This window comes from Streptomyces sp. NPDC107517, from assembly GCF_055582645.1.
The window spans coordinates 57,878-79,275 of sequence record NZ_JBVJPM010000030.1 but is presented as its reverse complement, the minus strand read 5'-3'; the positions used below and the strand labels follow the sequence as shown (position 1 = coordinate 79,275).

The window sequence follows — 21,398 nt, the reverse complement described above, 5'->3', positions numbered from 1 at the left end:
ACCGGCACCTGCACCACCTGCCACCGCCCCCTACCCAGAACACCCACCACCAGCCAGAACCCAAGAACCAGAGCAACCTAACGGAGTCCTACTAGTCGATCGTCAGCCAGCCGCGCAGTGCCGCCTGCACCCCCGCCTGGAACCTGGTCTCCGCGTTCAGCACCGCCATCAGCCGGGTGATGCGCCGGCGCACCGTGTGCACATGGACGTCCAGACGGCGGGCGATCGCCTCGTCCTTGAGGCCGGACGTGAGCAGCGTCAGCAACTCCCGGTCCTCCTCGGTGATCTCCTCGTCCGTGACCGACCCGATGGGCACTGCGCGCTCCCACACCGCGTCGAAGAGCGGCACCAGGGCATGGCTGAGCAGGGAGTCGCTCACCACCAGGGCGGTCGCCGTCGGGTCCGCCGCGTCGGTCGGCGGGAGCAGTGTCACCCGCCGGTCGACGGTGATCAGCTTCGTCGGCAGCTGGGTGCCCACCCGGATCTGCACACCCTGCGCGGACAGGTCGACCAGGCCCCGGGCACGGCCGTGGAAGCTCAGCCCCTCCCGGTCCACCACCACCCGCACCCGCGCCCCGCGCCGCACCGGATCGGTCACGTCGAGCGGGGCGGGCATGCCGTCCGGCTCGCTCGCCGCGTAGGGCGGCCGGTCCAGGAGCGCCACGTCCTCGGTCGCGGAGACCAGCAGCGCGGCGACGCGCTCGGCGATGGCCGCCCGGCCGCGGATCGTCTCGATGCCGATCGCGCGGGTCGCGTGCGCGGTGTTCAGGAGCCCGGCCGCCAGCCGGTCCACGGAACCCGTCAGCTCCTCCAGTTCGGCCGACCTGTGCAGCAGTTGCGCCTGGTGGAGGTGGATCAGGCTGCGCAGCGCGGTGGCGGGCGGGACGGCGCTCGGCAGCCCGCCGTCCCGGACGGGCTGGGTGAAGCCGCGCTCGTCGAGCCGGTCCAGCGCGGCGGTGGCCCGGCGCACCGACAGGCCGACGGACCGGGCCAGGCCCGACCGTGAGGCAGGCGCGGGAACGTTCAGCAGGGCCTCGTACACCCGGAGTTCGTCGGCTCCGAGCCCGAGGGCCTGCCACTGTGCGTCGTTGTCCGGACCGTCCCACCCCACGCCGGAGATCTTGGCCGGTCAGAGCGGTCCACACAAGTGTCCACGTACACAAGTAGACAGCCGGAACGCATTGTTCAGACACCGTCACCGGTATTTGCATGTCCGCATCCGACATCCGTTCACGTATCAGTGGCACCGGAGGAGCACCGTGCGGACTTCAGCACGCAGAACGACAGACAGGGCCAGAGGCATAGCCGTCGGCCAGGGCGTAGCCGCACTGCTGGCCGCCGCGGGCCTCATGGTGACCGCGATGCCGGCCGCCCACGCGGACACCGACACCCCCACCGCCGCGTCGTCCGTGAACCCGGGCGACGACACCGACACCCCCTCGCTCGTCACCGGTCTGAACGAGTCGGCCGACGCGAGCGCGAGCGCCGCCGACGCCGCCCGTGAGCACCTCGCGGGCAAGAAGGGCCGCTACCACATCGCCGACGCGAAGGGCGACCTCAAGACGGTCTCCACCGAGGACGCCAAGGGCGGCAAGGAGACGGTCCGTCTCCAGCAGAAGTACAAGGGCGTGTCCGTCCTCGGCGGCGAGTACGTCGTCCGCATGACGAAGAAGGACGGCAAGCGCACCGTCACCGGCACCTCCGGCAAGTACTTCACTCAGCTGAAGCTCGACACGGTCACCCCGAAGGTCTCCGAGGACGTCGCGGTCGAGCGCGCCATCGGCGCCGTCACCTCGCAGCTCGGCGGCGCCCCGCTGCACGCGCCGGCCAAGGGCGACAAGAGCGCGAAGGCCGAACTCACCGGCAAGGCCGTCGGCGTCACCGTCCTGCCGCAGGGCACCGGCGTGCTCACCCGGCACATCACCGTCACGGGCACCAATCCGGCGGACGGCACGGCCGTCAAGCAGGAGGTGTACGTCGACGCCCACTCCGGCTTCCCGGTCATGCAGTACAGCGGCATCCAGACGTTCGGCTCGACCGCCGCCGCCTCCGGCGCAGCGGCCGGCGCCGCGACGCTCCCGGACGACGCCACCCCGACGGCTGCTCCGTCGTTCGTCGTCAAGGGCTCCGGCACCCGCTACAACGGCCAGAAGGCCGACCTGAACCTGTACAAGGGCTCCGACGGCACCTACCAGATGTACGACTACGGGTTCCGGGACGCCGCCACCCCGTTCACCGGCCCCCTGCTGCAGACCTGGGACGCCCGCGGCGTCGACGTCTCGGCCGCGTCGGGCGCCTGGCCCAGCGGCGCGTCGATCTTCAAGTCGGCCACCCCGGACCTCGGCGCGGACTTCACCAACTCCGGCGCGGTGGACGCCCACTGGGCCGCCAACAAGGTGTACGCGTACTACAAGGACCACTTCGGCCGTAAGGGGCTCGACGACAAGGACGGGTTCATGTACTCGCTGGTCGGCGTCACCGCCAACGGCCAGCCGTACAACAACGCCTTCTGGGACGGCTCCAAGATGGTGTACGGCAAGGGCGGCGGCGACTTCCGCACGTTCTCCGCCGACACCGACGTCGTCGGCCACGAGATGACGCACGGCGTCACCGAGCACAGCGCGGGCCTGGTCTACGCGGGCCAGCCCGGTGCGATGAACGAGGCGATCTCCGACTACTTCGGCAACGCCATCGACCTCGAGGCCAATGGCCAGTCGATGGACGACCCGGACGCGGGCCTGCTCGGCGAGGACCTGTGCACGACGCTCAGCCCGCGCGAGTGCGCCCTGCGCGACCTCGACAACGACATGACCACGCAGAAGGACTTCATCGGCGTCTCCTACCGGGGCGACAACGGCGGCGTGCACCTCAACTCGCCGATCTTCTCCGGCTCGCTGTGGGACATGCGCCACGCTCTCGGCAACGATCTCGCCGACAAGATCGTCTACCGCGCGCTGACCGCGTACATGACGCCGCTCGACGGCTTCACCGAGGGCCGCGCCGCGGTCATCGCCGCCGCCCAGGAGCTCGGCGCCACCAAGGCGCAGATCACCGACGTCAAGAACGCCTTCGCCAAGCACGGCATCACGCCCGGCTGGGAGTCGAAGCTCGGCACCGACACGGACACGGTCCTGTCGAAGGTCAACGTCGCGGGCACCGGTGTCGCCGCGGGCAACGGCACGTACGCCCTGTCCCGCTCGAACGAGGACGGCAGCGAGCCGTACTCGGTGTGGGCCGGCGCCACCAGCGGCAAGGGCACGCCTGCGCAGGTGAGCCCCAACAACGGCAACTACAACGTCTACGCGAGCACCGACGGCAAGAACGTCGCGTGGGCCGAGTACGCCTTTGACGCGGTGTACATCCACGTGCGCCCGGTCGGCGGGGGCGTCGACAAGGTCGTGACCGGGATCGGCGCCAACGTCACCTCGGTCTCCCTCGACGGCGACGCCCTGGTCTACAGCTACGTGAACCCGCAGAGCGGTGCCACCCAGAGTCGCTACGTCAACATCAAGACGGGCGCGATGACCGACCTCAGCACCAACCCGGTCATGGTCACGGGCCTGGCCTCGGTCCACGACGGCAAGATCGCGTACGCGAAGCTGTGGGGTGAGTCCGACGGCTACAAGCTCGGCGTCGAGGTCTACGACATCGCCACGGGCAAGCGTCAGCTGATGCCGATCGACAAGAGCGCCGTCTACGGCATCGGCCAGACCGAGATCACCGACGACGGCGTCTTCTGGGTCGAGGACGGCGACGGCACGGACTCCGGTCAGGCCGCCGTGATGCGTGCCGACTTCGACGGCACGAACCGCACCACGGTCACGCCGGAGTCCGGAGCGGGCTCGCTGTACGCCTACCAGCTGACGGCCTCCGACGACGCCGTCACCGTGCTGACGCTGCCGCCGGCCACCTCGTGGGACAACGCCACGCTGCCGAAGCTGTACCAGGTCGCGCCCGACGGCAAGGGCGGCGCGCAGCGCGTCTCCTGCAACCGCGGTGACCAGGTCTACCCGGCCGCCGACACCGGCAAGCGGGTCCTGTGGCTGGACGGCACCACCGGCTACACGAACCTCGTCAAGCGCGACAGGCCGGCCGGCAAGTGCTGATCTGACCCGCTGAACACGAAGGCGGCCGGGCTCTCGGAGGGGAGAGCCCGGCCGCCTCTCGCAGGTGCCGCCCGGTGGTTCAGCCGCTGAGCGCTCAGCCGTTGGCCAGCGCCTGCAGGCGGTCGTAGGCGCCGTTGAACTTGCTGTGGTCGCCGACCGTCGGGCCGGACGACGTGTACTGCCACATCGTGTAGAAGCCCCAGCCGGCCGGGAGCGCGCCCGGGTCGGTGTTGTAGCGGGCGATCCAGAGCGGGTTGGTCGCCCCGAAGGCGCTGGAGTTGCCGGTGCACTCGGTCCACCAGCTCGTCGCCGTGTAGATCACGGCGTCGCGGCCGGTGCGGGCCTTGTACTGGTTCAGGAAGTCGCGGATCCAGCTGACCATTCCGGCCGCGGTCTTGCCGTAGCAGGACGCGCCGTACGGGTTCCACTCGATGTCGAGCGCGCCCGGCAGGGTCCTGCCGTCCCGGGACCAGCCGCCCCCGTGGTCGACGAAGTAGTTGGCCTGGGCGGCGCCGGTCGTCGTGTCCGGGGTCGCGAAGTGGTACGCGCCGCGGATCATGCCCACGTCGTAGGAGCCGTTGTACTGCTGGGCGAAGTAGGGGTTCGTGTAGTACGTGCCCTCCGTGGCCTTGACGTAGGCCCACTTCACGCCGCTGTTCCAGAGCGTCGACCAGGCCACGTTGCCGTTGTGGCTGCTGGTGTCCACGCCCTCGGTCTGGACCGCCTTGTCGCCGGTGGGCAGACCGCCTCGACCGTCGTGCTCGACGACGCCCATGCCCATCGTGGCGGAGCCACGGGCGGGGACGTCGGCCGCCTGGGCCGCGGTGGGCAGGGTGAACAGCAGCGAGAGCGCTGCGAGGATGACTCCGGCCGCCGGGATGCGCCTCAGGCGCGGGCGGCGGACGGTTCCGGATCTGTGCACGGGCATTGCGTGCCTCCGAAGGCCTCGTTGAGCTTCCGTGAGCTCGGTGGGGGGACCTTTCGACATGTCACTGGTGTGGACATGTCACCAATGAAGCTACGCACGTAGACCGCCGAGAGGGAAGGGGGCCCGGATGCTGCCGTTGGTCTACTCCTGCGAAATACTGGCGGAGCTGCGGCAATGGCCGCGAATGGCGGAAACTTTCAGAAACGGGAAACCCTGGCATGGGTGCTGACGTGCACGAGGACGGGAACGGCGGGCGGCCGGGCGCCGAATTCGACGCGACGGAGAGTGGTGTGGACCACGAATTCTTGTCCCTGGAAAGGGAGTTGACGGTCTTCCTCAGGCGGGCCCGCGCGTCCTCCGGCGAGATGGCCCGCGCCGTCCACCCGGACCTCGAACCCGCCGCCTACGGACTCCTCGCGCGCCTGGAGGAGTGCGGCCGGCAGCGGGCCACCGAACTCGCCGCGTACGTCGGCGTCGGCAAGGCCACCATGAGCCGGCAGCTGCGCGCCCTGGAGGACCTCGGGCTCGTCGCGCGCGAGCCCGACCCCGCCGACGGCCGCGCCTGGCTCGTCCACCTCACCGACGAGGGCCGCGCCAACTTCCGCCAGGTGCGCGACGCCCGCCGGGCCACCTACGTGCGCCAGCTCGCGGGCTGGGACCGCGCCGAGGTGGCGGAACTGGCCCGGCTGCTGCATCAGTTGAACGCCGGGGCCGAGAGCTAGTCGCGCCCTACAGCTCCACGTACACCGCCGTCGCGTCGTCATGGGTCTTGCTGTGCCGCAGGAAGACCCGGTCCCGCTCGTCCGCGTCCTCCAGGGCCCGTACGCGCGCGACGGCCGCGTGGACGCCCTCCTTGCGCACGAGCGCGAACAGGTCCGCCCAGTCGCCCTCGCGGAACTTCTCCACCCAGCGTGTGACTCCGTCGGTCAGCGCCACGAGCGTGCGCGCCTCGGCGCGGGGGAGTTCGCCGGTGACCGCGCGGGCGGCGGCCGAGGGGTCGGCGGCGGCCGTGAAGAAGCCGCCCTCCTTGTTGCGCACGGTCGCGTCGGCCACCTCGTCCGAGACGAGGGAGGAGCGCGGCACGCGGTCGAGCCGGTCGTCCACCAGCGCCGTGACCGAGCCGGACGCGTCCTCGACCAGCAACACCGAGTCGGACAGCACCAGATACTCGACCCGCTCCGCGTCCCACCGCGCCACGACCACCGTTGCCTGAGGCGTACGCGGGTGAGAAAGGTCACAGGTATGCCGATGGGTGTCGGCGGTGCGGCGGATTGCCTCGGCGAGGACGTCGGGCAACGCCATATCCGTGAGTGAAACGGACAGTTCACCCAATGCGCCGCCGAGTCGGGCGGTGAACCAGGGGACGGAATGCAGACAGCCGGTCTCGCCCCTGGGCGGCGTGACCCCGTCCAGGACCACCAGTACTCCACCCTGTCCGGAGGCGGGAACGGCCGCGGAGGCGTAGTCCTCGTTGGGTCGGTCGGGGCTTCCGGGCTCCGTCGCGAGTTCGATGCGCATCCGGCCAGTCTGCACGAGGCCTTCACAAGAGGCCCGTTGAGCCGCGAGTTGAGCCGCATCGGCAGGTCAGGCGCCTGGTTTAGACCGGAATGATTGACTCCGCCGGGGAGCGGCGGGGTATCTTGCCAAAGCCTGTGAGAGACGTCCAACCGGCGCCCCGTTCGGGCTCCGTGCCCATGCCACCGGGACTTGCCCGCCAACTCCCGCTCGATGTTCACTCCTTCGGGTGGCTGGCTAGGTGATGCGCGACCACTGCTCACCGGCACTGGAATGGTCTGGAGCCATTCCAGGGGGCGCGCGCGTTGACAGATCGTCACCCGGGCCCATGGGTAGACGAGTCAGGAATGCGAGCACCGGTGCGGAACATGCGGCCTCGACGCAAAGGCAAGCAAGCGGCCTCCGAAGCGGACGAGGGGCGCACGACGGTTCCTGCAGGACCCGCCGCGCACGCCCCGGCGGGCACCCCCGCGGACCCCGGAGGACGACGTACAGCGCGGGTGCGCAACCGGCTCATCATCGCCGTGGCGGTGGTCGCCGCCGCGATCGCCGGTGCCGCCGCACCCGCCCTCATGACCGCCTCCGGGCAGGTCGGCGACTCCCAGGAACTGGTCGACCTCGCGGCACGGACCCAGCAGACCGTCACGCTCTCCCACTCCCTGGCCGACGAGCGCGACGAGGTCACCGCCTTCATCGCCGCCGGGCGGCCCAAGGGACAGGGGCTCTCCGAGAGCCGCAGCGCCCGCGTCGACCGGCAGCTCGAAGAGCTCCGCACCGACGCACCGGCCCCGCTGCAACGCGACCTCGCCGGCATCGCGGCCGTCCGCCGGGCCGCGCTCACCGGCAAGGGCAGTGCCCTCGAGGCGCACAAGGCGTACTCCGACGCGATCAACGAGCTGCACAGCACCGCCGAGCAGCTCGCCGAGAGCACCCCGCCTCGCGCGGGTTCCGGAGCACACGCCTTCGCCGACCTCGACCGGGCCGTCGAACAGGCCTCCGCCGCCCGCGGACTCCTGCTCGCCGCCCTCGCCGTGCCGCGCGCGAGCCAGACCTCCACGGTCATCGACCCGGTCACCGGACTGCCGAAGACCGTCGTCTCCCAGGACTCGGCCGACAGCAAGCAGCGCGACGCCCTGAGCGCCGCCGCCCAGCAGGCCCACGTACGCGAACAGGCCGCGCTCGCCGACTTCGAGGACGCCGGCCCGGCCGCGTCCGTCGCCTCCTACGACGCGACGGTCACGGGGCCCGACGTCACCAAGGCCGACAAGTACCTGGCCGCCCTCACGGACGAGCCCACGCTGTCCGCCGACGACCTCGCCGGCAACCCGAAGAACATCGACGCCGCGCTGTCCGCCCGTATCGACCTGATGCGCGGCGCCGAGTCGTCCCTCTACGACCGGCGCACCAAGGACCTCGCCCTGCTGCGCGACGACGACGTCGACGCGCTCGAGGTCCGCATCGCGCTGGCCGGTCTCTGCCTGCTCGTCGCCGTCGGCGTCTCGATGGCCATGGCCCGCACACTGACCAGGCCGCTCGCCGTGCTCCGCCTCGGCTCGGCCCGCCTCGCCGGCGACCCGGCGAGCGAGGAGCCGGTCAGGTTCACCGGCCGCAACGACGAGTTCGCCCAGGTCGTACGGTCCGTCAACGCCCTCCACGCGCACGCACTCGGCCTCCACGAACGCCTCACCACGCTGGAGGCCGACCGCAAGCACCTGATCGGCCAGCGCGCGACCATGGCCGACGAGCGCGAGAAGCTGCGCGCCGAACTCGACTCGGCCGCCGCCCACCTGGACCGGGTCCGGCACAGCATCCACGGCACGTTCGTGAACCTCGCCCTGCGGACCCTCGGCCTCGTGGAGCGCCAGCTCGGCGTCATCGAGAACCTGGAGGAGCGCGAGCAGGACCCCGAGCGCCTCGCGACCCTCTTCAAGCTCGACCACTTCGCCACGGTCATGCGGCGGCACAGCGAGAACCTCCTCGTCCTCGCCGGCGCCGAGCACGGCCACGGAAACCCCGGCGCCGTCCCGCTGGTCGACGTCGTACGCGCCGCGGTCAGCGAGATCGAGCGCTACGAGCGGGTCCGGATCTCCGCGCTACCGCCGCACGCGCACCTCGCCGGCTTCGCCGCCGACGACCTCAGCCACCTCGTCGCCGAAGTCCTGGAGAACGCCACCTCGTTCTCGCCGCCCGACGCCTCCGTCGAGGTGTCCGGCTGGCTCCTGGAGAGCGGCGAGGTCATGCTCTCCGTCCAGGACGAGGGCATCGGCATGACCGACGAGCGGATGAAGGAACTCAACGCCCGCCTCACCGCCTTCGGGGACGACGAGATGTTCGACCCCGAGGACGGTGACGGCCTCGGCCTCGGCCTGTACGTCGTGGCCCGCCTCGCCGCGCGCCACGGCGTGCGGGTGCAGCTGCGCGAGCAGAAGCAGGGCGGGATCGCCGTCGTCGTCGTGCTGCCCAGGGCGCTCCTCGCGGCGGCCCCCGCGGCAGCCGCGCCGCCGCGGGTCCCGGTGGCGGGCGCCGCGCCCGCCGTGCACCTGCCCGGATCCGAGGCCGAGGCCAACTCCAATGTCCTGAGCGGCCGTTCCAAGGACGGCCACGACCCGCTGATCGCCGCGGCGGAGCACGCCGTACGGGAAGCGGGGACGGACGCGGAGCCGGTGGCGGAACCGGTCGCGGAACCCGAAGCGGAGCTCACGAAGCCCGCGGTCCCGGCCGAGTCGCCCGCCGAGACGACCATGACGCTGACGGCGCCGATCCCGGCCGTCGACCCGGAACCCGTACCCGCAGCCCCGGAACCCGTACCGGCGGCAGCCCCCGGGCCCGCGCCGCAGACCCTGCACCTCGACGACGAGCCCGCGCACGAGCGGATCGCCGACGAGCGAGGCACCGGACAGGCCGGCGCCACCCCGGGCCTGCCCACCCGGCCCAAGGCCGACCCGCCTCCTGCCCCCGAGGCGGCGGGCGAGCCCGTGATCCCAGCGGCCCGCACCCCCCAGTGGGAGCGCGTCACGGACAAGGGTCTGCCCAAGAGGACCCCCAAGATCTCGGCCCCCGCGCCCGCCGCGGCGCCGCGCAGCGGATCCGTCGACGCCGACGCCCTGCGCCGCAGGCTCGGCGGGTTCCACCAGGGGGCCAACAAGGGCCGGCGGGACGTCGAAGCCGAGATCGGCGGGACGGAACAGACCGCAGCACCCAAGGGGGACACAGTCGAGGAGGCAAGCAGTTGACTGCGCCCAGTCGCACGCCGAGTGCGTCCACCCCTGGATTCGGACTCAGCACCGAAGCCCGCAACCTGCACTGGCTGCTGACCAATCTGGTGGAGGAGGTGCCAGGGCTCCTCTCGGTCGCGGTCGTCTCCTCCGACGGGCTGCTCCTGCTCTCCTCCGACCCCGGCAGGAACAATGAGCGCCCTGCCGACCACAGCGGCGGACCCAAGGGGTCCAGCGCCGACCTGGCCACGATCGTGTCCGGCGTCGGCAGCCTCACCATCGGCGCCGCCAAGCTGATGGACGGCGGCAGCGTCAAGCAGACCATGGTCGCGATGGAGGAAGGCAGTCTCTTCGTCATGTCCATCAGCGACGGCTCACTGCTCGGCGTGCACGCCACCCCGGACTGCGACATGAGCGTCGTCGCCTACCACATGGCGCTCTTCGTCGGCCGTGCCGGGCACGTCCTCACGCCCGAACTCCGCAGTGAACTGCGCCAGTCGATGGAGAAGGCCAAGTGAGCAGCAGCATCACGAATCTCAGTACCGGCGGCCCGAAACTTCCCACCCGGGGCGGCGACCGCAAGCCGGCCCGGGTGCGCCCCTACTCGCTCACCGGCGGCCGCACCCGCTTCGGCCATGTGCTGCTCGTCGAGACGTTCGTCGCCGCGCTCGAAGCGCCCGAGGAACGCCTGGAGATAGGCCAGGGCACGCTCTCGACGCGGATCATGCCCGAGATGCGGGCGATCGTGGAACTGTGCCGCCGCATGCGCACGGTCGCCGAGATCGCCGCGCTCCTGAAGATGCCCCTCGGCGTGGTCCGCGTACTGCTCAGCGACCTCGCCGACCAGGGAAAGATCCGCGTTTACGGAACCGGCCACGGCCCGGGCCAGCCGGACCGCGCACTGCTTGAAAGGGTGCTGAGTGGACTCCGTCGTCTCTGAAGGCGTCACCGAGGGCATCACGCCCGCCTTCGTACCTGCCCAGCCGTCGTCCGGCCGTGAAGCCATCGCCTTCGAGCCCCAGGAAGAGCTCCAGGCCTGGCAGACGGACCGCACCCGCGCCCCGATCGCCACGAAGATAGTGGTGGCCGGCGGCTTCGGCGTCGGCAAGACCACCCTCGTCACCGCCGTCTCGGAGATCCAGCCCCTCCAGACCGAGGCGCTGATGACCCAGGCGAGCGAGGACACCGACGACCTCACCGCCACCCCGGACAAGACCACGACCACGGTCGCCATGGACTTCGGGCGGATCACGCTCGACGACGACCTGGTGCTCTACCTCTTCGGCACGCCGGGGCAGCAGCGCTTCTGGTTCATGTGGGACGACCTGGTGCGCGGCGCGATCGGCGCGGTCGTGCTCGCCGACACCCGGCGGCTGTCCGACTGCTTCCCGGCCCTCGACTACTTCGAGAGCTGCGGGCTCCCCTACGTCGTCGCCGTCAACCACTTCGACGGCTCCGACGAGTTCGCCGCCGCCGACGTGCGCGAGGCTTTGACGGTGCCGCCGCACATCCCTGTCCTCATCATGGACGCGCGGCAGCGCATCTCGGTCGTCGAGACCCTCCTGGCCCTCGTCGGCCACGCGCTCGACGCCACCCCCGAATAGCCACCACCCCTCAGCAGTAGAAGAGGCACCCGCATGCGGAAGATACTCGTCGTCGGAGCCGGACAGTCCGGTCTCCAGCTCGCCCTCGGCCTCCAGTCGAACGGGTACGAGGTCACCCTGATGTCCAACCGCACCGCGGACGAGATCCGGTCCGGCCGGGTCATGTCCACGCAGTGCATGTTCGACACGGCGCTCCAGCACGAGCGCGACCTCCAGGTGAACTTCTGGGAGTCCCAGGCCCCGAAGATCGAGGGCCTCGGCGTCTCCGTCGCCGCCCCCGGCTCCTTCGACCCGGGCCCCTCGCAGCGCGCCATCGACTGGGTGGGCAAGCTCGACGGCTACGCGCAGTCCGTCGACCAGCGCGTGAAGATGGCCGGCTGGATGGAGACGTTCGCCCAGCGCGGCGGCCAGCTCGTCATCCACGGCGCCGCGGTCTCCGACCTCGACTACTTCGCCCGCACCTACGACCTGGTGCTCGTCTCCGCCGGCAAGGGCGAGCTGGTCTCGATGTTCGGCCGCGACGCCTCGCGCTCCCCGTACACCGAGCCGCAGCGCGCGCTTGCCGTCGCGTACGTGCACGGCATGGGCCCCCGCCCCGAGCACCCGGAATTCGACGCGGTGCGCTGCAACCTGGTGCCCGGCGTCGGCGAGCTGTTCGTCATGCCGACCCTCACCACCTCGGGCCGCGCGGACATCCTGTTCTGGGAGGGCATCCCCGGCGGTCCGCTGGACGCCTTCAAGGGCGTCAAGGACCCCTCGGAGCACCTGGCCCTCACCCTGGAGCTGATGGAGAAGTTCACGCCCTGGGAGTACGCGCGCGCCACGAAGGTCGAGCTGACCGACGCCAACGCGACCCTCGCGGGCCGTTACGCGCCGACCGTCCGCAACCCGATCGGGCGGCTGCCCGGCGGCGGCGCGGTCCTCGGCGTCGCCGACGTCGTCGTCGCCAACGACCCGATCACGGGCCAGGGTTCGAACTCGGCGTCCAAGTGCGCCGCCTCGTACCTCGCCTCGATCACCGAGCACGGCGACAAGCCGTTCGACGAGGAGTGGATGCAGTCCACCTTCGACCGCTACTGGGACACCGCTCAGCACGTCGTGAAGTGGACCAACGCGATGCTGGGCGTCCCGCCGGAGCACGTCCTCAACCTGATCGGCGCCGCCGGCCAGCTCCAGCCGGTCGCCGACCGCTTCGCGAACGGCTTCAACAACCCGGCCGACTTCGAGAACTTCTTCTATGAGCCGGAGAAGACGAACGCCTACCTGGCCTCCGTCACCGGCTGATCCGCGGCGGGGCGCGCACCGGTCAGCCGGTGGGCGCCCCCGCGGCGCCGTACCCGGTGTCGGCGCCGCCCGTCGCGCCCACGGGCAGCTTCGGCGGGATGTAGCCCTTCATCGACGCGTCCTTCTGATCGGGGCGCACGGCGCCGAGCAGCGGGTTGGCCGCGATCGGCGACACCTTGACCCTCGCGCCCGGCCGCGGCGCCTGCACCACCATCCCGTCGCCCAGGTACATCGCCACGTGTGTGGCCTCGCGGAAGTACACGACGAGGTCCCCGGGCCGCAGCTCGTTCAGCGGGACGCGCGGCAGTTTCGCCCACTGCTCCTGCGACGTGCGGGGAATGACCTCGCCCGCGTGCTGCCACGCCTGCGACGTGAGCCCCGAGCAGTCGAACGCCGCGGGCCCTTCCGCGCCCCACACGTACGGCTTCCCGATCTGCTTCACCGCGTACGCGAGTGCCGCGTCCCCGGCCCGGGACGGCGCCCGCCGCGAACTGAGCGCGCCCGACGCCATGAACGTCTTCTGGGCGTTCGCCATCCCCGTGTCCTCCAGGCGGGTCAGCTCGGTGAGCTGGCCCGGGCTGAGTGAGGCGAGCAGCCTCTCGACGTCCTTGAGGCGGGCCTGGACCGCGTCCCGCTCCTTCTTCTGCCGCTCCGACAGCCGGGTCTGCTCGGCGAGCGCCCTGCGTGCCTGCGCCGCCAGGCCGTCGGCGCGCTTCTCGCCGCCGACGAGCCGGTCCACGGTCGCCATGCGCTCCTGGGCCACGCGCCGGATCACATGGCCCTGGTCGAGGGCGTGCTGCGGGTCGCGGGCCAGCAGCAGGCGCAGGTAGGGGGAGAGGTTGCTGCTGCCCTGGTACTGCTCGCGGGCGAGGCGTCCTGCCGCGTCGCGGCTGTCGTGCAGCGAGGTGCGGGCCGTGGCCAGCTTGCGGGACAGGTCGGCGGCCGTCTTCCGGCGCTTCTTGAGCTTCTCGGCGGTCGCGTTGTACTTCTCGGTGGCCTTCTCGGCCTCCTGGTACAGGCGCTGAAGATCCGTCAGAAGCGTGGCGACAGGGGTGCGGTTGACTGCGGGGAGAGGCTGGGGGGCCGGCGCGGGTGCGGCGGACGCGGGACCCGGCGCCGCGAGCGTTGAGGCCACCGCCGCGGCACAGGTCCACCGCAGAAGGCTTCCTGACACGTCATCACCTCCGGTGCGGGGCGGCCCGTCCGTCCCGCACCGTGAGCATCAACACGTCGGCCCTCCCGCACGCCTCCTGCTGGGCGGTTCGGCCCAAGGACCTCACCCGGCCGGGGGACTCCACGAAGGTGATCTACGATGCCGGCCGCTACGGGCGCGGCTTGGACCAGGGCCACCGGAGCCCGCCGTCGTCGCGCCCCGAAGGGTCGTACTCGTACTTCCAGCGGTGGGTGACCCGGATCTTGCCGGGGGTCATCGGCACCCGGCGGTAGATGAGCACCGTGCCCGGGGAGCCGTCGGGGCCCGGCACCGGGATGCGGTACACCTTCGGCGGATGCCCCGTCGGTCCCAGCAGTACGGGCAGCACCCGCCCGTCCATCGGCCCGCCGACGAACGGCGTCTCTTCGCTCTTCACGGCACCAGTGTCACAACAGATGCGCGGCGTCGCTCACCACGGGCAGCACCAGACGGGCCAGCCGGCCCACGGGCCCGTCCGCCGTCTCCAGGGCCAGCGCGTGCCGCACCGCCTCGGCGGTCTGCGGGTCGCGGCCCGCCGTCGCCGTGAGGACGGCCATGAACTGGTCGACGAGCCCGTCGCGCAGCTCGTCCAGCGGCGGCTTCTTGCCCTCGTCGAGCCAGATCAGCGAGGCCGCCTCCACGGCCGTGATCCACATGCGTACGGTCATCCGCAACCGGGGGCCGGGGTCCGCCGTGGCGAGATGGCTCAGGATGTGCTCGGCCGCCGCCCTGCGCACGCCGTCCACGATCGACGTCGTCCGCGACGTCTCCACCACGCTGCCGCCCTGGAGCAGCGCGGCGAACCCCGTGTCGTGCTGGTCCACGAACCCGAGGTAGCGGTCGAGGGCCCGCGTGAGGCGGCCGCTCAGCGGTCCTTCCTGGGGCTCCGCGAAGCACTTCTCCAGCTCGTCGGCCGCGGAGCGCAGCGCGGCCTCGTACAACTGCTGCTTGCCGCCGGGGAAGTACCGGTAGACGAGCGGCCGCGAGACACCGGCGGCCTCCGCCACGTCGTCGAGGGACACCTCCTCGGGTGCCCGGTGCGCGAAGAGGGACAGCGCGGCGACGAGGAGCTGGCTGCGTCGCTCCTCGACGCTGAGCCGTCGGTACGCGCGGGTGCCGGGTGCCGAGGTCATGTCCCGCAGCGTAACCGGCTTTTCGTGCCGGGGTCCTGTACGGAGGCGCTGCGCCGGGTCCCCGGCGCAGTCCTAGGCGAGCAGCCCGGACGACTTCCACAGCGTGCGTCCGACGCCCCGCAGGACCCCGATCTCGTCCAGGAAGTCGGTCAGGCGCCTGGCGCCGGTCTGCATGATCTCGCGCCGGTGGCCGCTGGCCTTGACCTGCGCCAGCGCCTCCTTCGGGTCGAGCCCGGCCCGCTCGTAGGCGGCCGGGTTGTGGAACGCCGTGTAGATCACGCGGGCCGCCTCGCCGCACACGATGCGCGTGTACGCCGCCTCGATCGGGCCGCACGACACCATCTGGCGGCGCAGCTCCTCGCGGGCGTAGCGCACGTGCCGGGCCTCCTCGATGACGTGGATGCGCGTGATACCGCGCACCAGCGGCTGGACGCGCTCGTCCGGGAACGTCATCCGCTGCATCCAGTCGATGATCTCCTCGCCGAGCAGCGTCGCCGAGAAGGATCCGGGCGTCGTGGAGACCGTCTTGAGCACGCGCCCCAGGTTGTGGTGGATGCGGGGCATGGGGAAGCCCTCGCCGACGCTCCGCTTGATCATGCGGGCGAACATCATGGAGTGCCGGCATTCGTCGGCGATCTCCGTGAGGGCGTAGCGGACGTGGCTGCTGGTCAGCGACTTGTCGTAGATGTGCCGTACGAGGAGCTGCATCAGGATGATCTCGAACCAGACACCCATGGACGCCATGGAGGCGGCCTCGTACTTGGAGAGCTCGATGCGCTGCTCCTGCGGCATCCGCTTCCACATGGGGGTGTCGTAGAGCGAGCAGAGCTCCGGGGGCCAGTACCACAGACCCTCGACGTCGGGGGAGTCCCAGTCCAGTTCCTTGTCCGGGTCGAAGGAGTGCTTGGCGGAGGAGTCGAGCAGGCGCTCGGCCACCTGCTCGCGGTCCTTGAGCAGCCCGAGCGCGTCACGCAGACCCTCGAACGCGTCGGCTTCCGTCACGGTCGTCATGGCTGTCCCCACCTCGTCGTACGGGAAACGGGTGCCGCGGCACAGGAGTTACCGGCGGTCACTTCTTATGAGACTGCCTGTCAGCAAGGCCGTCAATCCCTTGCGCGCGACTTGTTGACCCGGTGTCCACCAGCGTGTGAGCCTGCCAGTATGTCGACGCATGAGCTGTACACCAGGGCGCCCGAGGAGCTCAACTGGCAAGTACCTGCGGCCGGTTCGGCAAGGTTCAGCTGGGAGTACGACGAGGGCAGGGACCGCCTCCTCGCGCTCTACCAGAAGGGCAAGGACAAGCAGTGGGACGGTGCCAAGCGCATCGACTGGGGTCTCGAGGTCGATCCCCACAACCCGCTCGGCACCCCCGACGAGGCGCTGACCCTCTACGGCACCCGGCACTGGGCGAAGATGACGGACCGGGACAAGGGCGAGCTGCGCAAGCACTACGCGTCCTGGCAGTTCAGCCAGTTCCTGCACGGTGAGCAGGGCGCGATGGTGTGCGCCGCCCGCATCGTCGAGTCCGTCCCCGACATGGACGCCAAGTTCTACTCGGCGACCCAGACCATGGACGAGGCCCGGCACGCGGAGATCTTCGGCCGCTTCCTGCACGAGAAGGTCGGGATGCTCTACCCGATCAACGACAACCTCCAGTCGCTCCTCGGCGACACCCTGCGCGACTCCCGCTGGGACATGCCCTACCTCGGCATGCAGGTCCTCATCGAGGGACTGGCGCTCGCCGCGTTCGGCATGATCCGCGACACCACGGACAAACCGCTGCCCCAGCAGATCCTCGCGTACGTCATGCAGGACGAGGCCCGCCATGTGGCCTTCGGGCGGATGGCCCTGCGCGACTACTACAAGCAGCTCACCGATGCCGAACTGCGTGAGCGCGAGGAGTTCGTCATCGAGGGCTGCTACCTGATGCGCGACCGGCTGCGCGGCGTCGAGGTCCTGGAGAACTTCGGCATCTCCAAGGCGGAGGCCGACGAGTACAGCGAGCAGTCCGAGTTCCTGGCCCTCTTCCGCCAGCTGCTCTTCTCCCGGATCGTGCCCTGCGTCAAGGACATCGGCCTGTGGGGCAAGCGCCTCCAGCAGGCGTACGTCGACATGGGTGTCTTCGAGATGGGCAACTCGAACCTCGACCAGCTGATGGCCCAGGACGAGGAGATCGCCGAGAAGCTCGACGCGGAACGCTTCGCGGCGGAGGAACTGGAGCGCGTCGCGGAGGTCGAGTCGACGATCGGGGAGGGCGAGCAGCAGCCCTAGGGCCTCTCGTTCGGATCGAGCCGGGCTCGCCTGATCCCAGCGAACGACCCTGGGGCTCGCCCAGCGGGACCCCGCGGGTCCGCGCCCGACCGTGGCTCCGGGGTGTGGGGGCGTGTCACCCGCATGGAGTACTTTGCTGACGTGTCCACGCCTCAGCCACCCCAGCCCGACCCGTACGGCCAGCAGCAGCCCGGCCCGTACGGCCAGCCGGGCCAGCCCGGCCCCTACGGTCCGCCGCAGCAGCCCGGCTCCTACGGTCAGCCGGGCCAGCCCGGTCCGTACGCCGCCCAGCCGGGCCAGCCCGGTCCGTACGGCCAGCCCGGTCCGTACGCCCAGCAGCCCTACCCGGGCGGTGCCCCCTATCCCGGATGGGGCGGTGCCCCCATGGGCCCGCCGCCCAGGAAGCGGCGGGTCGGGTTGATTCTCGGCATCGTCGGCGGCGTGCTCGGCGTCGTCGTCATCGGCATCGTCGCGCTCGCCCTGCTCGGCTCGGAGGTCGACAAGAGCTTCCCCGAGGCCGAGTACAAGCTGACCATCCCGCAGACCGTTCTCGACGGGAGGTACACCCTCACCCAGGACCTGTCCCGCACCCAGGGCAAGGCGATCGAGGACGAGGCGGACGGCGCCTGGGACGCACGCGACACCAAGGCGGCCGTCGGCCAGTACGCCGCGACCGATCCCGCCAAGAAGAACGCGGGCGTGGTGATCTCCGGCATGTACGGCCGGTTCAAGAACACCGACCTGGCCCGCAAGAACATGATGCAGGGAGCCGCCAAGAGCGACGGCGCCGAAGTCGCCGTGCCCGCCAAGGACTTCAAGCCGGCCGGCTCCGACGTCACCATCACCTGCCAGGTGCTCACCAAGCAGCAGGCGACCATCCCGATGTGCGCCTGGGCCGACGGGAACACCGGCGCCACCGTCGCCGAGATCACCCCCGAGATCGCCCTTCAGGCTCCCTCCGAGGTGGACCTCGACGCGGCGGCCGCGACCGCGGCGAAGATCCGCTCGGAGATCAGGAAGCCGATCGGCTGACGGACTCCGGGTCCGACGCCGGCCCCGGTCCGGGGCCGGCGTCGCCCGCCGGGAACGCCGTACGCAGATGGAACGCGTACGGCGTCGGGCCGTGCGTCCGCAGATGGACCAGGCGTTCCTCCGCCTCCTCGACGGTGGGCCGGTGCCCGGCCGGCACCCACCACAGGGCGGTCACCGCCTCGTCGAGTCATGGACTGCACGACAGGCGGCCGACGCGTCGCCGCATCGGGTCATTTCACCTGTCGGTATCAGGGGCCGATCGCTCAATTTCTCTTACGGCCGGGCAGCTTGAGTGCGGCCTCCATCACCTTCCGCGCGATCGGCGCCGCGCTGCCGCCGCCGCTGATGTCCGTACGGTTCGCCGACGCGTCCTCGACGACCACCGCGACGGCGACCTCCGGGCTGCCCGGCTCCGGGGACCGCGCCCAGGAGATGAACCACGCGTACGGGGTGCCCTTGTTGCCCACGCCGTGCTGCGCCGTGCCGGTCTTGCCGCCCACCAGCACATCGGGGATCTGCGCGTTCGTGCCCGTGCCGTCCTCCACGGCGTCCTGCATCATGTACTGGAGCTGCGTCGCCGTGGCCGGGTTCATCGCCTGCCGGTACGTCTTCGCACCGGTCTGCGCGAGGGTGTTCCCGTTCTTGTCCGTCGTCCTGTCGACCAGATGCGGCGCCATCAGGACCCCGCCGTTGACGACGGCGGCCGACACCATCGCCATCTGCAGCGGCGTCGCCGCCGTGTTGAACTGGCCGATCGACGAGAGCGCCAGCTGCGAACGGTCCATGTCCGTGTCGAAGTTGCTCCGCGAGACGCTCGACGGGATCCGCAGCCCCGCGTCGTCGAAGCCGAACCGCCTCGCCGCCGACACCATCCCCTCCAGCCCGACCTCGACACCGAGCTTCGCCATCACCGTGTTGCAGGAGACCCGGATCGCGTCCGCGAGCGACGCGTCCTCGCAGCCCTCGCCCTCGTTCCGCAGCACGGTCGACGTGTCCGGCAGGATCCAGGGGCTCGGCGTGTCCGTCGGCTCGTCCGGATCCGTCACGACGCCCGAGTCCAGGGCAGCCGCCGCGGTGACGATCTTGAAGGTCGAGCCCGGCGGATACGTCTGCCGGATGGCCCGGTTGAGCATCGGCTGACTCGGCGCGCGGTTCAGGCGCGTCCACGCCGACATCGTCGCCGGATCCGTCCCGGCGATCTTTCCCGGATCGTACGAGGGGCTGCTCACCAGGGCGAGGATCGCCCCGGTCGCCGGATTGAGCGCCGCGACCGCGCCCCGGCGCCCGGCCAGTCCGGCGTACGCCGCGCGCTGCGCCGCCCCGTTGATCGTGGTCGCCACCTCGCCGCTCGGCTGCTGCGAGCGCGTCAGGTCGTTCCACAGGGGGAGCGGGGCGAGCATCGGGTCCGTGCCGGAGAGGATGTCGTCCTCGGCGTTCTCCAGCAGCGAGGTGCCGTACGTCTGGGACGCGTACCCGGTCACCGGCGCGAACAACGGGCCGTATTTGTAGGTCCGTTCGTAGCGGAGCTGCTGGCCGGAATCCCTGGACCCGGTGATCGCCCTGCCGTCGACGAGGATGTTGCCGCGCGCCTGGTCGTAACGCGCGATCGTGTTCCGGCGGTTGGCCGGGTTGTCGTCGAGGGAGTCCGCCTCGAAGATCTGCACGCGGGCCGCGTTGACCAGCAGCGCGACGAGCAGCACCAGACAGAAGACCGCGGCCCGGCGGATGTAACGGGTCACCGATCCGCCTCCAGCGCCTTGTCGGGCAGGAGTTGGCCCCGCGCGGAGTCACTGATCCGTACGAGCAGCGCCACGATGATCCAGTTGGTGACGACGGACGAGCCGCCCTGCGCGAGGAACGGCATCGCCATGCCGGTCAGCGGGATCAGGCCCATCACCCCGCCCGCGATCACGAACACCTGGAGCGCCACGATCGACGCGATACCGATCGCGAGGAGCCGGCCGAACGGGTCGCGCAGCGCGAGCCCCGCCCGGTAGCCGCGCTCCACGAGCAGCGCGTACAGCAGGAAGATCGCCGTCAGGCCGACGAGCCCCAGCTCCTCGCCCGCGGTCGCCAGGATGAAGTCCGACTTCGCGGCGAACCCGATGAGGATCGAGTGCCCCTGCCCGAGTCCCTCGCCGAGCATGCCGCCCGCCGCGAACGCGAACAGGGACTGCGCGAGCTGGCCGGGCCCCTGGCCCGCGTCGATCGAGGCGAACGGGTGCAGCCAGTCGTGGACGCGGCTGTTCACATGCGGTTCGAGCGCGCCGACGAAGGCCGCGCCGCCCGCCGCGAGGAGCAGCCCGATCGCGATCCAGCTGCCGCGGCCCGTCGCCACGTACAGCATCACGATGAAGAGGCCGAAGAACAGCAGCGAGGTCCCGAGGTCACGCTCAAGGACCAGGACGCCCACGCTGATCAGCCAGAAGACCAGGATCGGCGCGAAGACCCGCATCGTGGGGAACTGGAAGCGCCAGATCTTCTTGCCCGTGTACGAGAGCGCGTTGCGGTTCGCCGCGAGATAGCTGGCGAAGAAGATCGCGAGCAGCACCTTGGCGAACTCGCCCGGCTGGATGGAGAATCCGCTGATCCTGAGCCAGATGCGGGCGCCGTTCACCGCCGGGAAGAAGATCGGCAGGACCATCAGGAACAGCGCGGCGACGGCCGACAGATACGCGTACCGCTGGAGCACCCGGTGGTCGCGCACGAGGACCACGACCGCGATGAACAGGGCCACGCCCAGCGTGGACCAGACGAGCTGGATCGGCGCCGCCTGGTCGTGGGGCGTCTCCAGGTCGAGCCGGTAGATCAGGACCAGGCCGAGGCCGTTGAGCAGCACGCCGATGGGCAGCAGGAGCGGGTCCGCGTACGGGGCGCGCAGGCGGATCGCGCAGTGCGCCACGAGCGCGAGCACGCCGAGCCCGGCGCCGTAGCCGGCCGCGCCGGGCGGTACGGAGCCGTTCTTGGCGAGTCCTACGTCGCAGTAGCCGTAGACGCTGAGCAGGACGGCCAGGACGATCAGGACGAGTTCGGTGCCACGGCGCCGCGGGAGGCGGACAGCGGGGACCGCGGGAGGGCTGGCGCCGGCTCTTGTGCCTGCCGGGCCCATGGGTCCCGT

General features: G+C 70.9%; 18 protein-coding genes and 1 pseudogene. 9 read left to right on the top strand and 10 right to left on the bottom strand.

Annotated elements, in window-relative coordinates; translation table 11 throughout:
- Positions 1-91: 91 nt before the first annotated feature.
- The gene (locus ACZ67T_RS39250; protein ID WP_469990873.1) at positions 92-1,111 is read right to left on the bottom strand and encodes a LuxR family transcriptional regulator; all 1,020 of its coding nucleotides are present in this window, start codon (positions 1,109-1,111) and stop codon (positions 92-94) included.
- A 148-nt stretch (positions 1,112-1,259) separates the two neighbouring features.
- On the opposite strand from ACZ67T_RS39250, the gene ACZ67T_RS39245 reads away from it, so the two are divergent.
- Positions 1,260-4,106: a M4 family metallopeptidase gene (locus tag ACZ67T_RS39245; protein WP_469990871.1), complete on the top strand. Its 2,847-nt coding sequence runs from the start codon at positions 1,260-1,262 to the stop codon at positions 4,104-4,106.
- 94 nt (positions 4,107-4,200) lie between these two features.
- On the opposite strand, the gene ACZ67T_RS39240 is transcribed toward ACZ67T_RS39245, so the two are convergent.
- Complete coding sequence (locus tag ACZ67T_RS39240) at positions 4,201-5,034, bottom strand: lysozyme (protein WP_469990869.1); 834 nt, start codon at positions 5,032-5,034, stop codon at positions 4,201-4,203.
- 218 nt (positions 5,035-5,252) lie between these two features.
- Here ACZ67T_RS39240 and ACZ67T_RS39235 point away from each other — a divergent pair, with 218 nt between their 5' ends.
- Positions 5,253-5,756, top strand: coding sequence for a MarR family winged helix-turn-helix transcriptional regulator (locus ACZ67T_RS39235; RefSeq protein ID WP_469990868.1), 504 nt, complete (start codon positions 5,253-5,255; stop codon positions 5,754-5,756).
- Positions 5,757-5,763: 7 nt separating this feature from the next.
- Here the strand turns inward: ACZ67T_RS39235 and ACZ67T_RS39230 are convergent, their stop codons facing one another.
- Positions 5,764-6,552: a protein phosphatase 2C domain-containing protein gene (locus ACZ67T_RS39230; protein WP_469990866.1), complete on the bottom strand. Its 789-nt coding sequence runs from the start codon at positions 6,550-6,552 to the stop codon at positions 5,764-5,766.
- A gap of 344 nt (positions 6,553-6,896) precedes the next feature.
- Between ACZ67T_RS39230 and ACZ67T_RS39225 the strand changes: the two genes are divergently transcribed.
- The 5 genes from ACZ67T_RS39225 (at position 6,897) to ACZ67T_RS39205 (ending at position 12,652) form a co-directional block, all read left to right on the top strand.
- Positions 6,897-9,782 (top strand): sensor histidine kinase, encoded by a 2,886-nt coding sequence (locus tag ACZ67T_RS39225; protein ID WP_469990864.1) that lies wholly within the window; start codon positions 6,897-6,899, stop codon positions 9,780-9,782.
- A complete protein-coding gene (locus ACZ67T_RS39220; RefSeq protein WP_384258174.1) occupies positions 9,779-10,282 on the top strand; it encodes a roadblock/LC7 domain-containing protein in 504 nt (167 codons plus the stop codon). The genes ACZ67T_RS39225 and ACZ67T_RS39220 overlap by 4 nt, the downstream gene beginning before the upstream one ends.
- A complete protein-coding gene (locus tag ACZ67T_RS39215; protein ID WP_240654277.1) occupies positions 10,279-10,704 on the top strand; it encodes a DUF742 domain-containing protein in 426 nt (141 codons plus the stop codon). Before ACZ67T_RS39220 ends, ACZ67T_RS39215 begins: the two co-directional genes overlap by 4 nt.
- 64 nt (positions 10,705-10,768) lie before the next feature.
- Positions 10,769-11,368, top strand: a complete 600-nt coding sequence (locus ACZ67T_RS39210) for a GTP-binding protein (RefSeq protein ID WP_469990886.1) — start codon at positions 10,769-10,771, stop codon at positions 11,366-11,368.
- A 33-nt stretch (positions 11,369-11,401) separates the two neighbouring features.
- Positions 11,402-12,652, top strand: coding sequence for a styrene monooxygenase/indole monooxygenase family protein (locus tag ACZ67T_RS39205; protein ID WP_469990862.1), 1,251 nt, complete (start codon positions 11,402-11,404; stop codon positions 12,650-12,652).
- A gap of 22 nt (positions 12,653-12,674) precedes the next feature.
- On the opposite strand, the gene ACZ67T_RS39200 is transcribed toward ACZ67T_RS39205, so the two are convergent.
- The 4 genes from ACZ67T_RS39200 to ACZ67T_RS39185 form a co-directional block, all read right to left on the bottom strand.
- Entirely contained in the window at positions 12,675-13,826 is a 1,152-nt protein-coding gene (locus ACZ67T_RS39200) for a C40 family peptidase (RefSeq protein WP_469990860.1), read from the bottom strand.
- 148 nt (positions 13,827-13,974) lie between these two features.
- Positions 13,975-14,241 (bottom strand): hypothetical protein, encoded by a 267-nt coding sequence (locus tag ACZ67T_RS39195; RefSeq protein WP_469990858.1) that lies wholly within the window; start codon positions 14,239-14,241, stop codon positions 13,975-13,977.
- A 10-nt stretch (positions 14,242-14,251) separates the two neighbouring features.
- Positions 14,252-14,977 carry a TetR/AcrR family transcriptional regulator gene (locus tag ACZ67T_RS39190; protein ID WP_469990856.1) on the bottom strand — a complete coding sequence of 242 codons (726 nt, stop codon included), beginning with the start codon at positions 14,975-14,977 and terminating at the stop codon, positions 14,252-14,254.
- A gap of 72 nt (positions 14,978-15,049) precedes the next feature.
- On the bottom strand, positions 15,050-15,988 hold the full coding sequence (locus ACZ67T_RS39185) for an AurF N-oxygenase family protein (protein ID WP_469990854.1): 939 nt from the start codon (positions 15,986-15,988) through the stop codon (positions 15,050-15,052).
- Between the two features lie 150 nt (positions 15,989-16,138).
- On the opposite strand from ACZ67T_RS39185, the gene ACZ67T_RS39180 reads away from it, so the two are divergent.
- Positions 16,139-17,248 (top strand): ferritin-like domain-containing protein, encoded by a 1,110-nt coding sequence (locus ACZ67T_RS39180; RefSeq protein ID WP_469990852.1) that lies wholly within the window; start codon positions 16,139-16,141, stop codon positions 17,246-17,248.
- Between the two features lie 141 nt (positions 17,249-17,389).
- A complete protein-coding gene (locus tag ACZ67T_RS39175) occupies positions 17,390-18,280 on the top strand; it encodes a hypothetical protein (protein ID WP_469990851.1) in 891 nt (296 codons plus the stop codon).
- Here ACZ67T_RS39175 and ACZ67T_RS39170 read toward each other — a convergent pair.
- The 3 genes and pseudogenes from ACZ67T_RS39170 to ACZ67T_RS39160 all read right to left on the bottom strand — a co-directional run.
- Positions 18,261-18,461, bottom strand: a pseudogene (locus ACZ67T_RS39170) (DUF3291 domain-containing protein); the annotation flags it as partial. The gene ACZ67T_RS39175 and the pseudogene ACZ67T_RS39170 sit on opposite strands and share 20 nt — an antisense overlap.
- 82 nt (positions 18,462-18,543) lie before the next feature.
- Positions 18,544-20,019 carry a peptidoglycan D,D-transpeptidase FtsI family protein gene (locus ACZ67T_RS39165; RefSeq protein WP_469990849.1) on the bottom strand — a complete coding sequence of 492 codons (1,476 nt, stop codon included), beginning with the start codon at positions 20,017-20,019 and terminating at the stop codon, positions 18,544-18,546.
- Positions 20,016-21,389, bottom strand: a complete 1,374-nt coding sequence (locus tag ACZ67T_RS39160; RefSeq protein WP_469990885.1) for an FtsW/RodA/SpoVE family cell cycle protein — start codon at positions 21,387-21,389, stop codon at positions 20,016-20,018. Before ACZ67T_RS39160 ends, ACZ67T_RS39165 begins: the two co-directional genes overlap by 4 nt.
- Positions 21,390-21,398 lie beyond the last annotated feature (9 nt).